This is a genomic window from Flavobacteriales bacterium (assembly GCA_021739695.1).
GTDB lineage: Bacteria > Bacteroidota > Bacteroidia > UBA10329 > UBA10329 > UBA10329.
In genome coordinates this window covers 16,461-29,916 of sequence record JAIPBM010000020.1, presented here as the reverse complement: position 1 = coordinate 29,916, position 13,456 = coordinate 16,461, and the positions used below count along the sequence as shown (strand labels likewise).

12 protein-coding genes are annotated in these 13,456 nt (G+C 41.3%); 4 read left to right on the top strand and 8 right to left on the bottom strand.

The window, feature by feature from the left end:
• The first annotated feature begins 35 nt into the window (after window positions 1-35).
• The gene (locus K9J17_12745) at window positions 36-245 is read left to right on the top strand and encodes a hypothetical protein (protein MCF8277594.1); all 210 of its coding nucleotides are present in this window, start codon (window positions 36-38) and stop codon (window positions 243-245) included.
• Window positions 246-354: 109 nt separating this feature from the next.
• Here the strand turns inward: K9J17_12745 and K9J17_12740 are convergent, their stop codons facing one another.
• From K9J17_12740 to K9J17_12730, 3 genes are all read right to left on the bottom strand, one after another.
• The gene (locus tag K9J17_12740) at window positions 355-846 is read right to left on the bottom strand and encodes a transposase (GenBank protein ID MCF8277593.1); all 492 of its coding nucleotides are present in this window, start codon (window positions 844-846) and stop codon (window positions 355-357) included.
• 30 nt (window positions 847-876) lie between these two features.
• Window positions 877-1,698 (bottom strand): 3-methyl-2-oxobutanoate hydroxymethyltransferase, encoded by an 822-nt coding sequence (gene panB / locus K9J17_12735; GenBank protein MCF8277592.1) that lies wholly within the window; start codon window positions 1,696-1,698, stop codon window positions 877-879.
• A gap of 364 nt (window positions 1,699-2,062) precedes the next feature.
• On the bottom strand, window positions 2,063-3,622 hold the full coding sequence (locus K9J17_12730) for a hypothetical protein (GenBank protein ID MCF8277591.1): 1,560 nt from the start codon (window positions 3,620-3,622) through the stop codon (window positions 2,063-2,065).
• Window positions 3,623-3,734: 112 nt separating this feature from the next.
• On the opposite strand from K9J17_12730, the gene K9J17_12725 reads away from it, so the two are divergent.
• The gene (locus K9J17_12725; protein ID MCF8277590.1) at window positions 3,735-3,902 is read left to right on the top strand and encodes a hypothetical protein; all 168 of its coding nucleotides are present in this window, start codon (window positions 3,735-3,737) and stop codon (window positions 3,900-3,902) included.
• A gap of 273 nt (window positions 3,903-4,175) precedes the next feature.
• Here K9J17_12725 and K9J17_12720 read toward each other — a convergent pair whose 3' ends face one another.
• The 4 genes from K9J17_12720 to K9J17_12705 all read right to left on the bottom strand — a co-directional run bounded on the left by K9J17_12720 (window position 4,176) and on the right by K9J17_12705 (window position 10,377).
• A complete protein-coding gene (locus K9J17_12720; GenBank protein MCF8277589.1) occupies window positions 4,176-4,880 on the bottom strand; it encodes a Crp/Fnr family transcriptional regulator in 705 nt (234 codons plus the stop codon).
• 103 nt (window positions 4,881-4,983) lie between these two features.
• Complete coding sequence (locus K9J17_12715; GenBank protein ID MCF8277588.1) at window positions 4,984-6,666, bottom strand: tetratricopeptide repeat protein; 1,683 nt, start codon at window positions 6,664-6,666, stop codon at window positions 4,984-4,986.
• Between the two features lie 184 nt (window positions 6,667-6,850).
• Window positions 6,851-7,924: a LamG domain-containing protein gene (locus K9J17_12710; GenBank protein ID MCF8277587.1), complete on the bottom strand. Its 1,074-nt coding sequence runs from the start codon at window positions 7,922-7,924 to the stop codon at window positions 6,851-6,853.
• 107 nt (window positions 7,925-8,031) lie between these two features.
• On the bottom strand, window positions 8,032-10,377 hold the full coding sequence (locus tag K9J17_12705) for a carboxypeptidase-like regulatory domain-containing protein (GenBank protein MCF8277586.1): 2,346 nt from the start codon (window positions 10,375-10,377) through the stop codon (window positions 8,032-8,034).
• A 291-nt stretch (window positions 10,378-10,668) separates the two neighbouring features.
• Here K9J17_12705 and K9J17_12700 point away from each other — a divergent pair, with 291 nt between their 5' ends.
• Window positions 10,669-11,373: a Crp/Fnr family transcriptional regulator gene (locus K9J17_12700; protein ID MCF8277585.1), complete on the top strand. Its 705-nt coding sequence runs from the start codon at window positions 10,669-10,671 to the stop codon at window positions 11,371-11,373.
• 24 nt (window positions 11,374-11,397) lie between these two features.
• Window positions 11,398-13,005, top strand: a complete 1,608-nt coding sequence (locus tag K9J17_12695) for a sulfatase-like hydrolase/transferase (protein ID MCF8277584.1) — start codon at window positions 11,398-11,400, stop codon at window positions 13,003-13,005.
• On the opposite strand, the gene K9J17_12690 is transcribed toward K9J17_12695, so the two are convergent.
• A complete protein-coding gene (locus K9J17_12690) occupies window positions 12,990-13,352 on the bottom strand; it encodes a DUF4112 domain-containing protein (GenBank protein MCF8277583.1) in 363 nt (120 codons plus the stop codon). The two genes, K9J17_12695 and K9J17_12690, sit on opposite strands and share 16 nt — an antisense overlap.
• Between the last annotated feature and the right edge of the window lie 104 nt (window positions 13,353-13,456).

Below are 13,456 nucleotides of genomic sequence, written 5' to 3'. Positions count from 1 at the left end.
AACCTTGCAAGGCAAAACAATTCAACCTAAAAACAATGAAAAAGACACTTATTCCTGTAATGCTGATGATAATGGCTTTCGGAGTCTCATCGTGCAAAAAATGTGCTTCATGCGATAATTGCCCATTAGGCATATCGAGTGACTTCTGCGTAGATGAGTACGACAATAAAGACGATTACAATGCAGCAGTGGCTAACGCAAAAGCACTTGGTTGCGATTGCACAGAGAAACTTGCAGGTTCATAGTTTCCCTAATTCATCATATTCCTAATCAAAAAGGGCGTCAACTTTCGTTGACGCCCTTTTGTTTGGAGTTCCAGTTCCAGGTTTGTAGGTCGCGAGTCTCTTTTTCCTGTTAGGCCACTCGCATAGCCCAAAGCATTATTCTTCCACCTCCGAGTTTCATTACCGGACCTTTATCGGCAGTAACTTTCTCAATCAATTCTGACATGAGGTTGATTCCTGTATTTCTTTCAAACGTTAGTAGCAAAGACCTGAACTTGTTCATCATGCTTACAGTTGGTACATCTCCTGAATCGTTGATTGCAAGCGCATGACGTACTCTGAGGTCATTTTTGCATTCGTTGATCAGCTGTGCATCTCCCCAACCAAATCCCTCTTTCATGATGGCCATGGCAGCAAGCGTCCTAACCGGTAGAAGTGTTTTGATTCCTTCGTCTGTCAGTTCTTCGAAATCATAGTTCTCGATTTTATCGGTTACGTGATTTCTGAACGTGGCGTACCATTCCATTTCCTGCTGGTTCAGATTGTCCATGAAGGAGTTGAAGTTTGGATATGCTATCTCCGGAGAAAGGCTTTTTACAACTTTTAGGTATGACGTTTTCATAGCTAGGTCTTTAATAGGTTTGTGATGGTGTTACGCTACTTTAAGCAATTGTTGCTTTGCTGGAGCGTACGTTTCCTTAGCAGATGGGAACGATTCTGCGTGCACATCGGCAGCAAACTGATTCACAGCATCTTTGATAAGGTCAGCACCGTACATGTATGTTCTAACGAACTTTGGCTTGAAGTCGGTTGAGAATCCAAGCATATCCTGCAGTACAAGTGCTTGTCCATCAACCTCTAGGCCTGCTCCTACTCCAACTACTGGAATAGATACTGCATCTCTTACGGCAGCTCCAACGTGCTCAGGAACAGCTTCTAGAACAACAGCAATACATCCAAGTGCTTCCAGTTTCTTGGCATCTTCTACAATTGCCAATTCTTCTTCGTAGCTTTTACCTTGAACCTTGAATCCACCGATCATATTGTGGTGAGATGGCGTAAGGCCGATATGTCCGATTGCAGGAATACCTGATGAAGAAAGATGCGCATACAACGCTTCGTTTCCATCAACACCTTCAATCTTAAGAGCGTTAGCTCCTGCTTTGATCAGAATTTCAACGTTATCCATTGTTTCTTTCATCCCTTTACGGTTGCTCATGAAAGGCATGGCAGCAATTAGAAATTTGTCTTTAGCTCCTTTTCTTACAGCTCTGGTGTGCATTGCAATCGTTTCGACATCTGAGTTCAACGTGTCCTCATGTCCGTGCATTACCATTGACGAGCAGTCTCCAATTAAAATACCGTTTACGTTGGTCTCGTTAAGGATTTTAGCACTCCAGTAATCGTAAGAAGTTACTACAACAATTTTCTTTCCTTCTGCTTTAAGTTTTTTGAAATTCTTTAGTACGCTCATGATTTTAGGTTTTGTGCTTTCTCGGTGGTCAGTCCGATTGGCGGGGTGAATGTTTTTGTTTTTGTTTCAGTTATTCCGATTTGTTGATCCAAAGGTGGGCTGTCTTTATACAATGGGTGTCAAGACATACGGCAAATTCGAACAGTCAATAATTACATTATCACTCTAAAAGCCTTATAAATAAAGGGTTTTAGGAATTCCAATATTCACAATAATTCTCAGTGAAAAAACTAGATAAACGACTGTAACCTTTCTATAAACGCCTTTTCTGACAGACCAACAGTCTTTAAATCATAGACGAACAGCGAAATCCATGCGATGAAAACCCCACATAGACGAAACGCAATTAAAAGCAGTCTGATTACTATTCTTGATCGATGAATTCTCGGTACAGATGGTCTTTAGTATAGACCGGAACGTATGAACGTTCATTCAATTTATCATCAAACCAAGTGTGGAAACAAACCATTTCGGGTGTTTGCAACATCCAGCCAGACTCATGATTTTCCTTATGGAGTTCTTCTAGCACTCCATGCTTTATTTTTCGAACTTCCTCAAAGTCATAGCTCTTCTTTCTAAGTTCAAGCAACACCTCGAGCACCAATTTATCTCTTTTGCGCACATCAACTCCCTTCAGTCCCTCTCGCACAAATTGTCTCAAATTGACCACTAGCGTATCTGCATAGTCTAATTTCTGTTGCTCAATGGCCAACATGATGCTCAATACACGCGAACCAATATTCCATCCTTCTTTATCTTGACCTATAGACTGACTGTCAAGCAAGTAGCGGTTGACCAGTTTGAACTGTCCCATCACAAAAGCCACACAGGCCAAGAGGTAATTTCTCACCGCCCTTCGGAATTCGCTTTGATCCGCATGTTTGCTTTCGACCAACGATTCCAAACTAACCTTCGCAGCTTCAAACTTACCCGAATAGAACTGCGAATAGAACAAGAGTTCTGCAATGGTCATATAGTTCCTGGTATTCTTCCTTAAATGAGTGAGGCTGGTTTCAAAGAGCGAACCAGCAGCATCGAAACGATGCAACCAAAGTTCATTTACACCCATGTTGGCGTACACACTTGCCAATCGAACCTTTCGCTTGATTGCTGGATTGTTTTCAAGTATCTGCACCAACATATCTAACGACTCTGATGCTGATTCCAATTTATTCTGCAACTGCCGAAATTCAACAAGCAGGAAATAATAATAGTAACCAACCGTAGCAGAACTGGTCTTTTCAAAAAGTTGATGTAAATGATCGATCCGTTCACTTAAGAATTCCAACTGTGCATTATCGGTTGGAACCCTACTCAATCCTTTGAAACCATATTTCATGGTTACCTCTTCAAAGTATTTCTTCGCAACATTCGCTGCATCGCGGCATACTGCGTAGTTACTTATCTGCGAATCCAAGTTATAATATGCCTTATCGGTACCAATCAATGCTTTGATAAGTTGACGCTCCATAGACAACATATCAACCAGGTCATCATAAAACTCATAGTGTTTAGCTTGCTGAATGGCTTTGTCCAACACATAGAATCCAAGCTTCCGTTGACCTCTTCCTAAAAGGAGTCCTCCTTGTAGTTTTCCCTGAATCACACTAGCCCTCGCTTGTGCCTGTTCGTCATAATTCTCTTCTCGTGTAAGGTTGATATCTAACGATAAGGAAGCGAGCATCTTATCCCTTAGCCTAGAAATGACCATTCTACGAGCATCTTCAGATGGTATCTTCTTCTTTAGTAATTGATTGACCTTTTCGTCATCATCATACTTCTCCAATAGGTCCAGTAAAATCACCGATTTCGGCTTGTGGCCGGTCTTTCTAGACTCAAAACAATTGAGGTAGTTACGCAACGCAACACTCTCATTCTTATCCATCATAAATAGGATACTGCGGAGGTGTTCAAGTCCTTTCAAGGCGTATTGTGTCGTTTATCGATAAAAAACTAAGGTATCGATAAACGACCAAACGAAAGCATCTCGGCTTCCATATAAAACCTCAGTCTAACCCAATTAAAAACAAGGAACTATGGAATTATTGATCGCTGTACTTATCGCATTCGGAGTTGTATCGAGTAACGAAGCTGCAAAACTTGACGCTTCAACCGCAGAGAAACTAGCTGCTAAAAACAACATCACAAAAGCTGATCTTGAAAAACAAGCTTACATTATTGGGCTTGAAGAAACAGACTTCTAAAATATACAGTTATTGGATTCTAAAATACTGCCACCACTTTCGGATTGGTCTCCGAACTAGAAAGGACTTTTATAGGTTTTGTCCTTGGCAGGAAATGAAATAGGTGAGGTTTTTAGGTTTCCTCACCAATAATTCAGAAGAATCCGGTTTGTTGGTTGAAGGTGCGTCTCAGGACGCACCTTTTTCTTTATAAAAAAGCCGCGAGCAGTGATGCTCGCGGCTTTGGCCTGACAGAGAAATTCTCAAAAACGAATCCAACCCCTATTACATTCGCTATGCCAGACCAGTTGAAGTTAGTGCGGCCAACCCCTTGGTATCCGACACTAAAATCGTGTTCCTATCAAATTTGATGATCTTATCTCTTTTCAACTCGTTCAGCACGCTGGTTACGAATTGACGTGATGTTCCTGTAAGATTTGCAATATCTTGATGTGTTAGAAAATGCTCTAAGAGCACTTCATCTCCAAACACCCGACCTACCTTATCTACCAATTCCTTAATGAACTCAACTACGCGAGTACGTGAATCTTTAAATATGATTGATTCTAATCTACTCTCCGTTCTTCTGATCCTTGACCCAATGCGATCAATCAATCGAAGGCTCAATTCCGCATTTCCTTGCATCACAGTACGTAGGTCAGCAACATAGATCATATAGAAAGAGCACTCTTCTTTCATAGTGATCGCGAACTCGTTACGTCTTTCTTCTCCTGCCAAACCCATTTCTCCAAACAACTCTCCAGGTTGGATGATCGCTTTTATCACTTCACGACCATCATCTGAGTAGTTTCCAACTTTAACACGTCCTTCTTTAAGAATGAACAGTACTTCACTCTCATCGCCTGGATGATAGATATAGGAATTTTTAGGTCGTGAACGAAGGGTGGTAAAATTCGATACCTCTTCCAATACACTTCTAGGAATGTTGTCGAACAGATTGAACTGTTCTAAGTGGATGTAATTAGCTTGAATGTCCATATCACCAATTGTCTACGTGAATCACGCAACAAATATGGCGTTAAAATTTGATCAAGCAAGATTTTTACCGTGGACAATGAGGTGGACAATGCGTGATCTGAAATCAAAAGGACGTCACATAATCTTGGAGTGATGTCTCATCATCAATACCAATTTTCTTCTTCAATCTATACCTTCCCTTCTTAATTGATTCGGGAGAAACACCAAGAATATTAGCCATTTCCTTGGTGGACAAGTTCAATTTCATCAGTAGAAAAAGGCGTTGTTCAGCCAATGTGAGATTCTCGTAGCTCCGAAGTAAACGATCAAGCATTCCTTTATGAACACCGTCAAAAAGTTCTTTGAATTCTTGCCAGTCATCTTCTGTTAAAATACGTACTGCAGAAAAATCCTCCACTAGCTTTCTCCCATGAGCTTCGTCCTCCAACGAACCACCAACTGCACTTCTTAGCGAACTCTCTAACTGCACAACCATCTCATTTTTCTTCAACATGTTCTCCATGTAGAGATTCAACTTTCGTTGATTGTACTCAAGCAGGTCAGACATGATCTTAAGTTCTGCTTTCTGCAGTTCATCCTCCTTTACCAACAATTGTGTCTGCTGTCGGTGTTTCCTCTTTTGATTATCAGCAAATAAAATTCCGATGATGATCGTTAAGAAAAGTCCCATTGCCAGCGTCAACCATCTGTTGGTTATGATTGTCTGTTTCTGCTGAAGCATTAATATTTCTTGCTCTTTCTGCTCAGTATTGTACCGAATCTCAACTTCAGCCATTGCTTCGCTACGCTCTATTTCGCTTAAACTATCTTGCAGAGCAACGAGTTTAGATTGTGCATTGAACGCTGATTCGAAATCTTTCTCGCTGGCATATAGATTCATGATGTTTCTGTACGAGACAACCATATCCCCTAATTGCCCATTGGCTTTTCCCTTTTCAAGCGCTAATTCGAAATACTTCAAGGCATCTTTTCGATTTCCGAGTTTTCTAAAACAGTGGCCGATATTGTTGAAGATCACCGTCATTTGAGTGAGGTCGTTAGCTGAGGTTTTTAATTGAACAGCTTCTTCCAAGTACCGAAGTGCCTGGCTCCAATTCTTGAGACCCATATAAGCCAATGCGAGGTTATTGAGACTTTCTCCTTGGCCTTTTGTATCAGATATTTCACCTCTGAGATTATAGCCTTTGAGATTTAGATCGATCGATTCAAGATAATTACGTTTACGGTATTCAATCAATCCAAGCAACGAATATGAATACGCAATTCTTTTCCTCGCACCAACTTGTTTGAAATAGCTGAAAGATGCGTTAATGTCTTCCTCGGCAAGATCCAATTCTCCATTCACCAATCGAACCACGCCTCTTCCTTGGTAAGAGTCAAAAATTGCCAATGAGTCCTTTAATGCCTCAGCGAGATCAAGCGCTTCGTACCAGCGGTTAATGCTCAGTTCCAATTTACCTTGAAACCTCAAATTATCAGCTAATCCTTCAGTGGCGAGGAGTTGAAGTTGCTGAACATCTTCTGCCAACACCAAAGTTCTTTGAAACTGTTTGCCGGCAACGGAATATTCTCCGCTGTACAAGGCCGCAAGGCCCAATCCATAGCTTCTGTAACTCTGCAACCACATGGGCTGATCATTCCAATGAACAGAAGAAGAGTCTTCGAATATCTTACGCGCTTTTATTATGCTATCGTTCTCCAACAGCACGTGAGCATAAATCAATCGACACCAAGCCTGTGTTGCCAAATTGGAACTAGACACATGCCGTAACAGATTACGAGCCAAGACGAATTGATTTTGGTCGCTACTTAAGGAAGCGTTCACCAAACTTTTGAAGTCCTGTTCAATTTCTGAACTTAAATTGCCTTGAAACGGCAATAACTGAGCTGACCAAACTGGCGCGCAAAACAAAAAGAAAGAGGCAATTATAACGAGGACGTGCCTTTGCATGGCACAAATTAAGAGCAAATTATTTGGCTATCAGCAACTCATCCAAATACCCTTTGAACGAGTTTTCTCCACCAAAACTTAGCACTGAACCATACATGAGGTCGCTCGCGTTAATCGTGGTAGCCGTCAACTCTTCTCCATCAATCTCCAACGACAATTTCTTGCCTGCTTGTTTGATTGCAAAATGAAACCAAAGATCCTTTTTAGGACATGGCACAGACAATGATTTCGCTCCCACCGTTCTTACATTGATATTTCCATTTTCCAAATACACTTCTATCGCAATTCCAAGATCGTTTTGAACTTTAAAAACGACTCGTTGCCGATCTGCATTTGAAACAACATCCATGACGTTGAGATGTCCACTAATTGAGAATCTATCACCTTTTAGGCTTGATTCATCTATGAAACTAACATTAAGACGTGAATCATCTGTCAACTTTAATGCACCTCCAATTCTCCCGTCAACAATGCTTGTTTTGCTGGTTTTCCCGTTTCTTCCACGACCAGAATAATCGTAAATGATTCCATTGGCATCAACTTCTTCAAACGCGAGGTAAGAAAAAGGCTGACCATTAAATACTCCAGTAAATACGTCAAAGTAAGGTTGGGCAATGAGATGGAAAAAATCTGATTCTACGAAGTCAGGATCAAGCAGCCACTTTCCTGACTCAACCCTAAATGGAATTACAGACCGAGTAGCACTGCTGTTGAGGTGTGCAATGAAAATGGTGTGTTCCTTATACTGAATACGATAATGCATGACGAGTTTTTTCCTCGCCAAATAATCCTCCATTGATCGTCCATTAACGCTTTTGATCTCTGAAGGAACAAAGCCTTTGGAATAAAGCAATCCTTTCAAGTTATCAACCTTCGCATCATCCACTCGTTTGAAAAGCTTCGCATTCTCTGAAAGCATTCCGTTTGAATCTTTTTGTTCTCCGGATTGAATCTCCCAAGGAGGACTATACCTGGTAATTGTATAGTTGAACATCTGGTTATCGTGAATAACGCTTACACTTCGTTGTTGTGCCACTGCCGTGATATTAATCAGGCAGAAAACCAGTACAATCAATGTCATTCTCTTCTTCATGCACTTACTTTACTTAAAAGGAATTACGGAAGTTACCGTTCCTTAATACCGTTTGTCGAATTGTGCAAATTTAACAACACAAAGCGATGCTAAACATTGTACTTGGGTTAAAGTTCTACACGAAATTTCAGAACAGGGATGAGCCCTTGCTGATACTTGGCTTCGATCGATTTTGAAGCTGGATTGTACTTTCTATTTATCTCATTCAATCTATTGGTCGTGTTTTGAATATCGATAGAAACCTGCCATGCAACTCGCTTAAGATTCTGTTTAAAGTGAATTCGCGTATCTAGTCTAAAATAATCAGACACGCGGCCTTCCATGATCTTGCTCTCATCTTCTACCTCTTCACCTGCTATGATAGAAGCCTGAAGATCAATCGGAGTCATCCTTCTTCCACCAGCATAAAACAATTTGATATTCAAACCTATTACGTTCTTTCCTTTTTTTCCGACACGGAAATCCTTGCCGGCAGTTAGACTTGTAATGTAATTTCCATTGTATCGCGTATTCCTCCAAATATTGTCAGAACCTTGATACCGGGAATTGTAAAGCGATGACGTGTAAAGCACATAATAGTTCTTTGAGAAGCTTTTTTCGATGGTCAATTCCAATCCATAATTGGTTCCCAGTCCGCTGTTAACCAATCTTCGTTTCTGAAAAGCGTCATTATCGTTGATGGTTGAATATGAATTGGGCTTTGTCTTCACTGGAATACCGTAGAGGTATTGGTAATACACCTCGGCATGAAGATTCAGATTATGAAGTATTTGAAAATCGTATCCCAACACTACATGCAGCGCTCTACTAAAATCGAGATATCGATTTATATTAGATGAAGTACTATCGTCCTTAACAAAATAAAAGGCTAGGCTTTCCTGCCTGCTGTGCATACCTACACCCAACGATAGCTTGTGTTTTGGAGCAAAGCGCCAATCAAACGCCAATCTTGGCTCGAATGCAAACTTTTTATTCACATCAAAGTAACTCATGTGAATGCCACCTATCAACGTGATATTGCCGTTAATTCTATAGCGATGCTGCGCATATAGCTGATAAAAATCTGCCTTACCAACAGCTTTGTAAGAACTTCCCCATCCTTCTAACCACTGATCTTCCAACTTAAATATCAGTCGATTATAATTGAAGCCATACCTTAGGTTATGCTTTGCGCTGAACTTAGTATTGAACTGAGTGGCCAATCTAATTGCTCGATTATAGACATTATAGTGCCAGTAATCGAGCAATTTCATTGTATCGGTCAAGTAACTATGTAACAGGTTGTTTCCAGATTGGGTGTAGGCCAAGGTGGTGTGAACATAATTTCGTTCGTTAATAATGAACTGATGGGAAATTCCCGAAACCAAAAAGTGATTCTTGTAATCTTGTTCAACCCGTTTAATATCCCAACCATCCTTCCATTTAGTTGAATCTCGTTGGGCAGTAAAACCTGCATCACTTATGCCACCTACACCGAAAATGGAAAACGTTCCGAATTTCTTAGTAGGAAAGTTGATTTTCATATTGATGTCCTGAAATGCAGTGTTCAGGTCTCCACTAAGATTTGCACCAGCAGCTTTAAATAGGCCAAGCGTTGAGTATCGGTAGTTGATGAGATAAGAAGCGCGCTTACCTTTCTTAAACGGACCTTCTGCTGATGCTTCGATACCAAGAAAGCCTACTTGAACCGTGTATTCCCGTTTTTGATCATTGCCTGTTCTCAATCTAAGGTCGTACACACCAGACAGGGCATTGCCATATTCGGCAGGAAAAGCGCCTGTAGAGAAATCACTTTTATCCAACAGGTTATTGGAAAGGATAGAAACATTTCCTGCATACAGACCTTCAATATTGAAATGATTTGGAACTGGAATCTCGATTCCTTCTAAGCGCCAAAGAAGCCCTTTGGGAGAATTTCCTCGAACTGAAATTGAATTGGTTATATCGTCTGTGAGATTGACACCGGCAAACGATAGTGCCATCCTTCCAGGGTCGTTCATGCTTGCAGCAAAGCGTTCGGATTGCTCCAACGAAAACGACCTTGTACTTACCAAGGCCATTTCATTGGTCGGCTTGGCTGGATCTTTCTTTACAGAAACAACCACTTCAGCCAATTGGGCGGTCGATTCAAGCATCTCGATCTTCAGAACCACTTCCTTGGCGCTTCCTACATCAACCTGCTGTACCAATTTAGGCTCATACCCCAAGTATTGGACTTGAAGATCGTGCCTACCAACAGTCACATTTCTTAATTCAAACCTTCCGTCAACATCAGTTGACGATCCAATAATTGGATCGGAACCGATAATAAATACCGTTGCTCCGATGAGTGGAATCTTTGAATCTTGATCTAAAACTGCTCCACGAATTACCTGTGTAAGTTCCTGCGCAGAAACAGTCTGTGCTGTGAACCAACAGAAAATAAGTACGGCAAAGGGAACAATCCGATTCATCAATTATTCAGGATAGGAACCTGCAAAGATACTTGCGCATATCCTACTTGAAAGTTGAACGTGTACAAACGAAGTGCTGGCAAGCCATTAAATCAGAAATTTGATAAAAGCATTAAGAAATAAGTTGATCAATGAAGCATTTATCTAACAAACTTGTCTCAATTCAGAACATTGCAACGAGCTTGATGTTTTAAAATCATCTGATACTAAATGAAAATGTCAAAAACTGACAATTTGAGACATGATTACAAGCGGATGAAACAAGTATCACTGCTAAGTGTGCGCTGAAAAATGAAATTTGGCATCACCTCACGAAACATAAAGAATGTGGAATTAGACGTATTTGAAAGACTATCTGTTTTGCGTTCCCTGCCTGATGATCAGCGGGAATTCCTTAATAGATATATTCAAATCAAGTCTTACACCAAAAACACATTCATTTACAATCCGGGCGAAGAAGCGGATTGGGTCTTTTTTGTGATTAAAGGAATGGTCAAGACCGGAACGATCAACGATGAAGGCAAAGAAGTAATTAAGAACATCTTCTATCCGGGTGAAATGTTTGGTGAACTCGGTCTTTCTGGGATGATTGAAAGACCAGATTTCGCATCTACGTTAAAAGGTGAAGCTGAAATACTCCGTATCCCTGTTAAGATTCTTAAAGATCTGATCACTCGAAATCCTGAAGTTGGACTGCGAATGATTGAGAAATTAGGTGAACGCATTACACGCTCTGAAAAACGCTTAGAACAACTGGTGTTTGATGATGCTCGCACCCGTATTATTAGCTTCTTGCTCGAACAGGCCGAGAAGAATGGAATGAAATTCGGTGATGAAACGCTCGTCAGACACGGTTTTACGCATCAGGACATGGCCAATATCACAGGCACTTCTCGACAGTTGGTAACCATTGTGCTGAATGACCTTAAAAAGGAGAATTTGATCAACTTTGATCGTAATAGCATCTTAATCCGCGATTTGAGCAAGCTCAAGTAAATTGCTTTGAATTAAGTTTGGCGCATGAAGCGCAAGCCCCAACTCCTCTTTTTCATTTTTGCCGTTGTGGCACTTTTGGCTTTCGGTTTTTGGCCGCTATCGACCAAGAAATTGGAAATCACATTCGATCAAGAAAAGATCGGGCAGAAAAAAGCCTTTCTCAATTCCATTGAAAACGATTCTGCTGCCAAGCCGAATATTGTCATCATCATAGCAGACGACCTCGGCAAGACCGATATTTCGCTCTATGGTAATCCTCCCATACAAACGCCCAATATGGATGCCATCGGGCAGAAAGGAATGACCTTCACCGAAGGGTACATCACTTCACCTATCTGTGCTCCATCACGGGCAGGAATGTTGACAGGACGTTATCAGCAGCGTTTTGGTTTTGAATACCAACCACACGACCGTTATCCGAAGAATAGGATTGAGATGTTCGTTTACAAGCATTTCATTGCTACTGGAGATTGGTTGGTGGCTGACCAGATAGAATTCCCACGTTTTGAAGATGTGGTGAAGAACGGCATGCCTCCTTCGGAACTTATGCTTTCTGAAATTCTGCAACGTAAAGGCTACCGAACAGGAATTGCAGGCAAATGGCATTTGGGCGTAGGAGAACACGCCATTCCAATCAATCGTGGTTTCGATTATCAGTATGGTTTCTACGAGGCCTATTCGTTGTATATGGCTGATACTTCTGACCCGAACATCATCAATCAACGGCACAAGGATTTTTCCGATCCTTTTATTTGGGGTAAAGGCCGAACAGGAAACTGTGCCATTCGCAGAAACGACCAGGTGATTGATGAAAAATATTACCTCACCGACCGTATTGCGGAAGAAGCCAAGCAATTCATCGATAAAAATCAAGATGGACCGTTCTTCCTCTACGTTCCGTTCCTAGCACCACACACTCCGTTTCAGGCCACTAAGGATTATTACGATAAGCTTGGGCACATCAAAGACCGAAACAAACGGGTTTATAATGCGATGATCTGGCAACTGGATGATGCGGTTGGTAGCATTATTCAGCATTTGAAAAGCTTAGGTTTGATGGACAACACAATCATATTCTTTCTGAGCGATAATGGTGGCGCAACTTACACTGGTGCAACCGATAACGCCCCGCTGAAAGGTGGCAAATTCACCAATTTTGAAGGTGGCCTGAACGTGCCTTTCATGGTGCGCTGGGATGGAAAAGTAAAACCAGGCAGCCACTATGACAAATCGGTTGTATCGATGGACATTTTCGCAACAGCGCTGCAATTGGCGGGCGTTCCGTATACCATTGACCGCAAATTGGATGGCGTTTCCTTACTTCCTGTGCTTACAGATAGTTTCACCTTACCCATTCATGAGCAATTATGCTGGCGCTCTGGTTACAATCGCGCAATCCGCATGGGCGATTGGAAATTGATCACTGATGATCTGAGTGGGAACCACGCACTTTACAACATTTCAGAAGACAAGGAAGAACAACACAATCTCTACGAATCGAAGCCCGAAATCGTAAAACAATTACTGAATCAGCACGCCTTGTGGGAAGCGGAAATGATTGATCCAAAATGGCCGTATGTCATGGATTATCGTTGGTGGAACGGAAATGAACCCTATTATTTCCCGCTTTGAGTTTCAAAATGCTTTCTGGCCAATTTCAGATTCTTGCGATTGGCCTTATTGAAAAAGTCCCATGCATCGCCAATTATGGGAATGCCGCCAACCAGCAGATCGAGAAGAATATTCCAAACCATCTTGAATACCACCTTGCTCGGTAGACCATTTTTGGCCAGTGCAACTATAATGAGTGCCGAAATGATGAAGGAAACAATATCGCCTGCCATGGGAATGAGCCCAATGATAGGATCCAAACCAAAACGAAAATTGAAGAACGGAATCTTGAACTGACCATCCATCAGCAACACCAACTTCTCAGCGTATTCCAACTCCTTCGGTATGCTCTGCTCTATCTTATACATGTTCCTTTAAACGTACAAAATAGTGCCAGAATTATTCGACAAATATGAATGTGGATTTCCATTAGACTTCAAAATCTGTGAAGTGTTTTTGTTATCAATTTCCA

Excerpts from the sequence above, each read along its gene's own strand:
- K9J17_12745 (MCF8277594.1), top strand. The coding sequence starts at position 36 with ATGAAAAAGACACTTATTCCTGTAATGCTGATGATAATGGCTTTCGGA.
- K9J17_12740 (MCF8277593.1), bottom strand. The coding sequence starts at position 846 with ATGAAAACGTCATACCTAAAAGTTGTAAAAAGCCTTTCTCCGGAGATA.
- panB (MCF8277592.1), bottom strand. The coding sequence starts at position 1,698 with ATGAGCGTACTAAAGAATTTCAAAAAACTTAAAGCAGAAGGAAAGAAA.
- K9J17_12725 (MCF8277590.1), top strand. The coding sequence starts at position 3,735 with ATGGAATTATTGATCGCTGTACTTATCGCATTCGGAGTTGTATCGAGT.
- K9J17_12720 (MCF8277589.1), bottom strand. The coding sequence starts at position 4,880 with ATGGACATTCAAGCTAATTACATCCACTTAGAACAGTTCAATCTGTTC.
- K9J17_12710 (MCF8277587.1), bottom strand. The coding sequence starts at position 7,924 with ATGAAGAAGAGAATGACATTGATTGTACTGGTTTTCTGCCTGATTAAT.
- K9J17_12705 (MCF8277586.1), bottom strand. The coding sequence starts at position 10,377 with ATGAATCGGATTGTTCCCTTTGCCGTACTTATTTTCTGTTGGTTCACA.
- K9J17_12700 (MCF8277585.1), top strand. The coding sequence starts at position 10,669 with ATGAAATTTGGCATCACCTCACGAAACATAAAGAATGTGGAATTAGAC.
- K9J17_12695 (MCF8277584.1), top strand. The coding sequence starts at position 11,398 with ATGAAGCGCAAGCCCCAACTCCTCTTTTTCATTTTTGCCGTTGTGGCA.
- K9J17_12690 (MCF8277583.1), bottom strand. The coding sequence starts at position 13,352 with ATGTATAAGATAGAGCAGAGCATACCGAAGGAGTTGGAATACGCTGAG.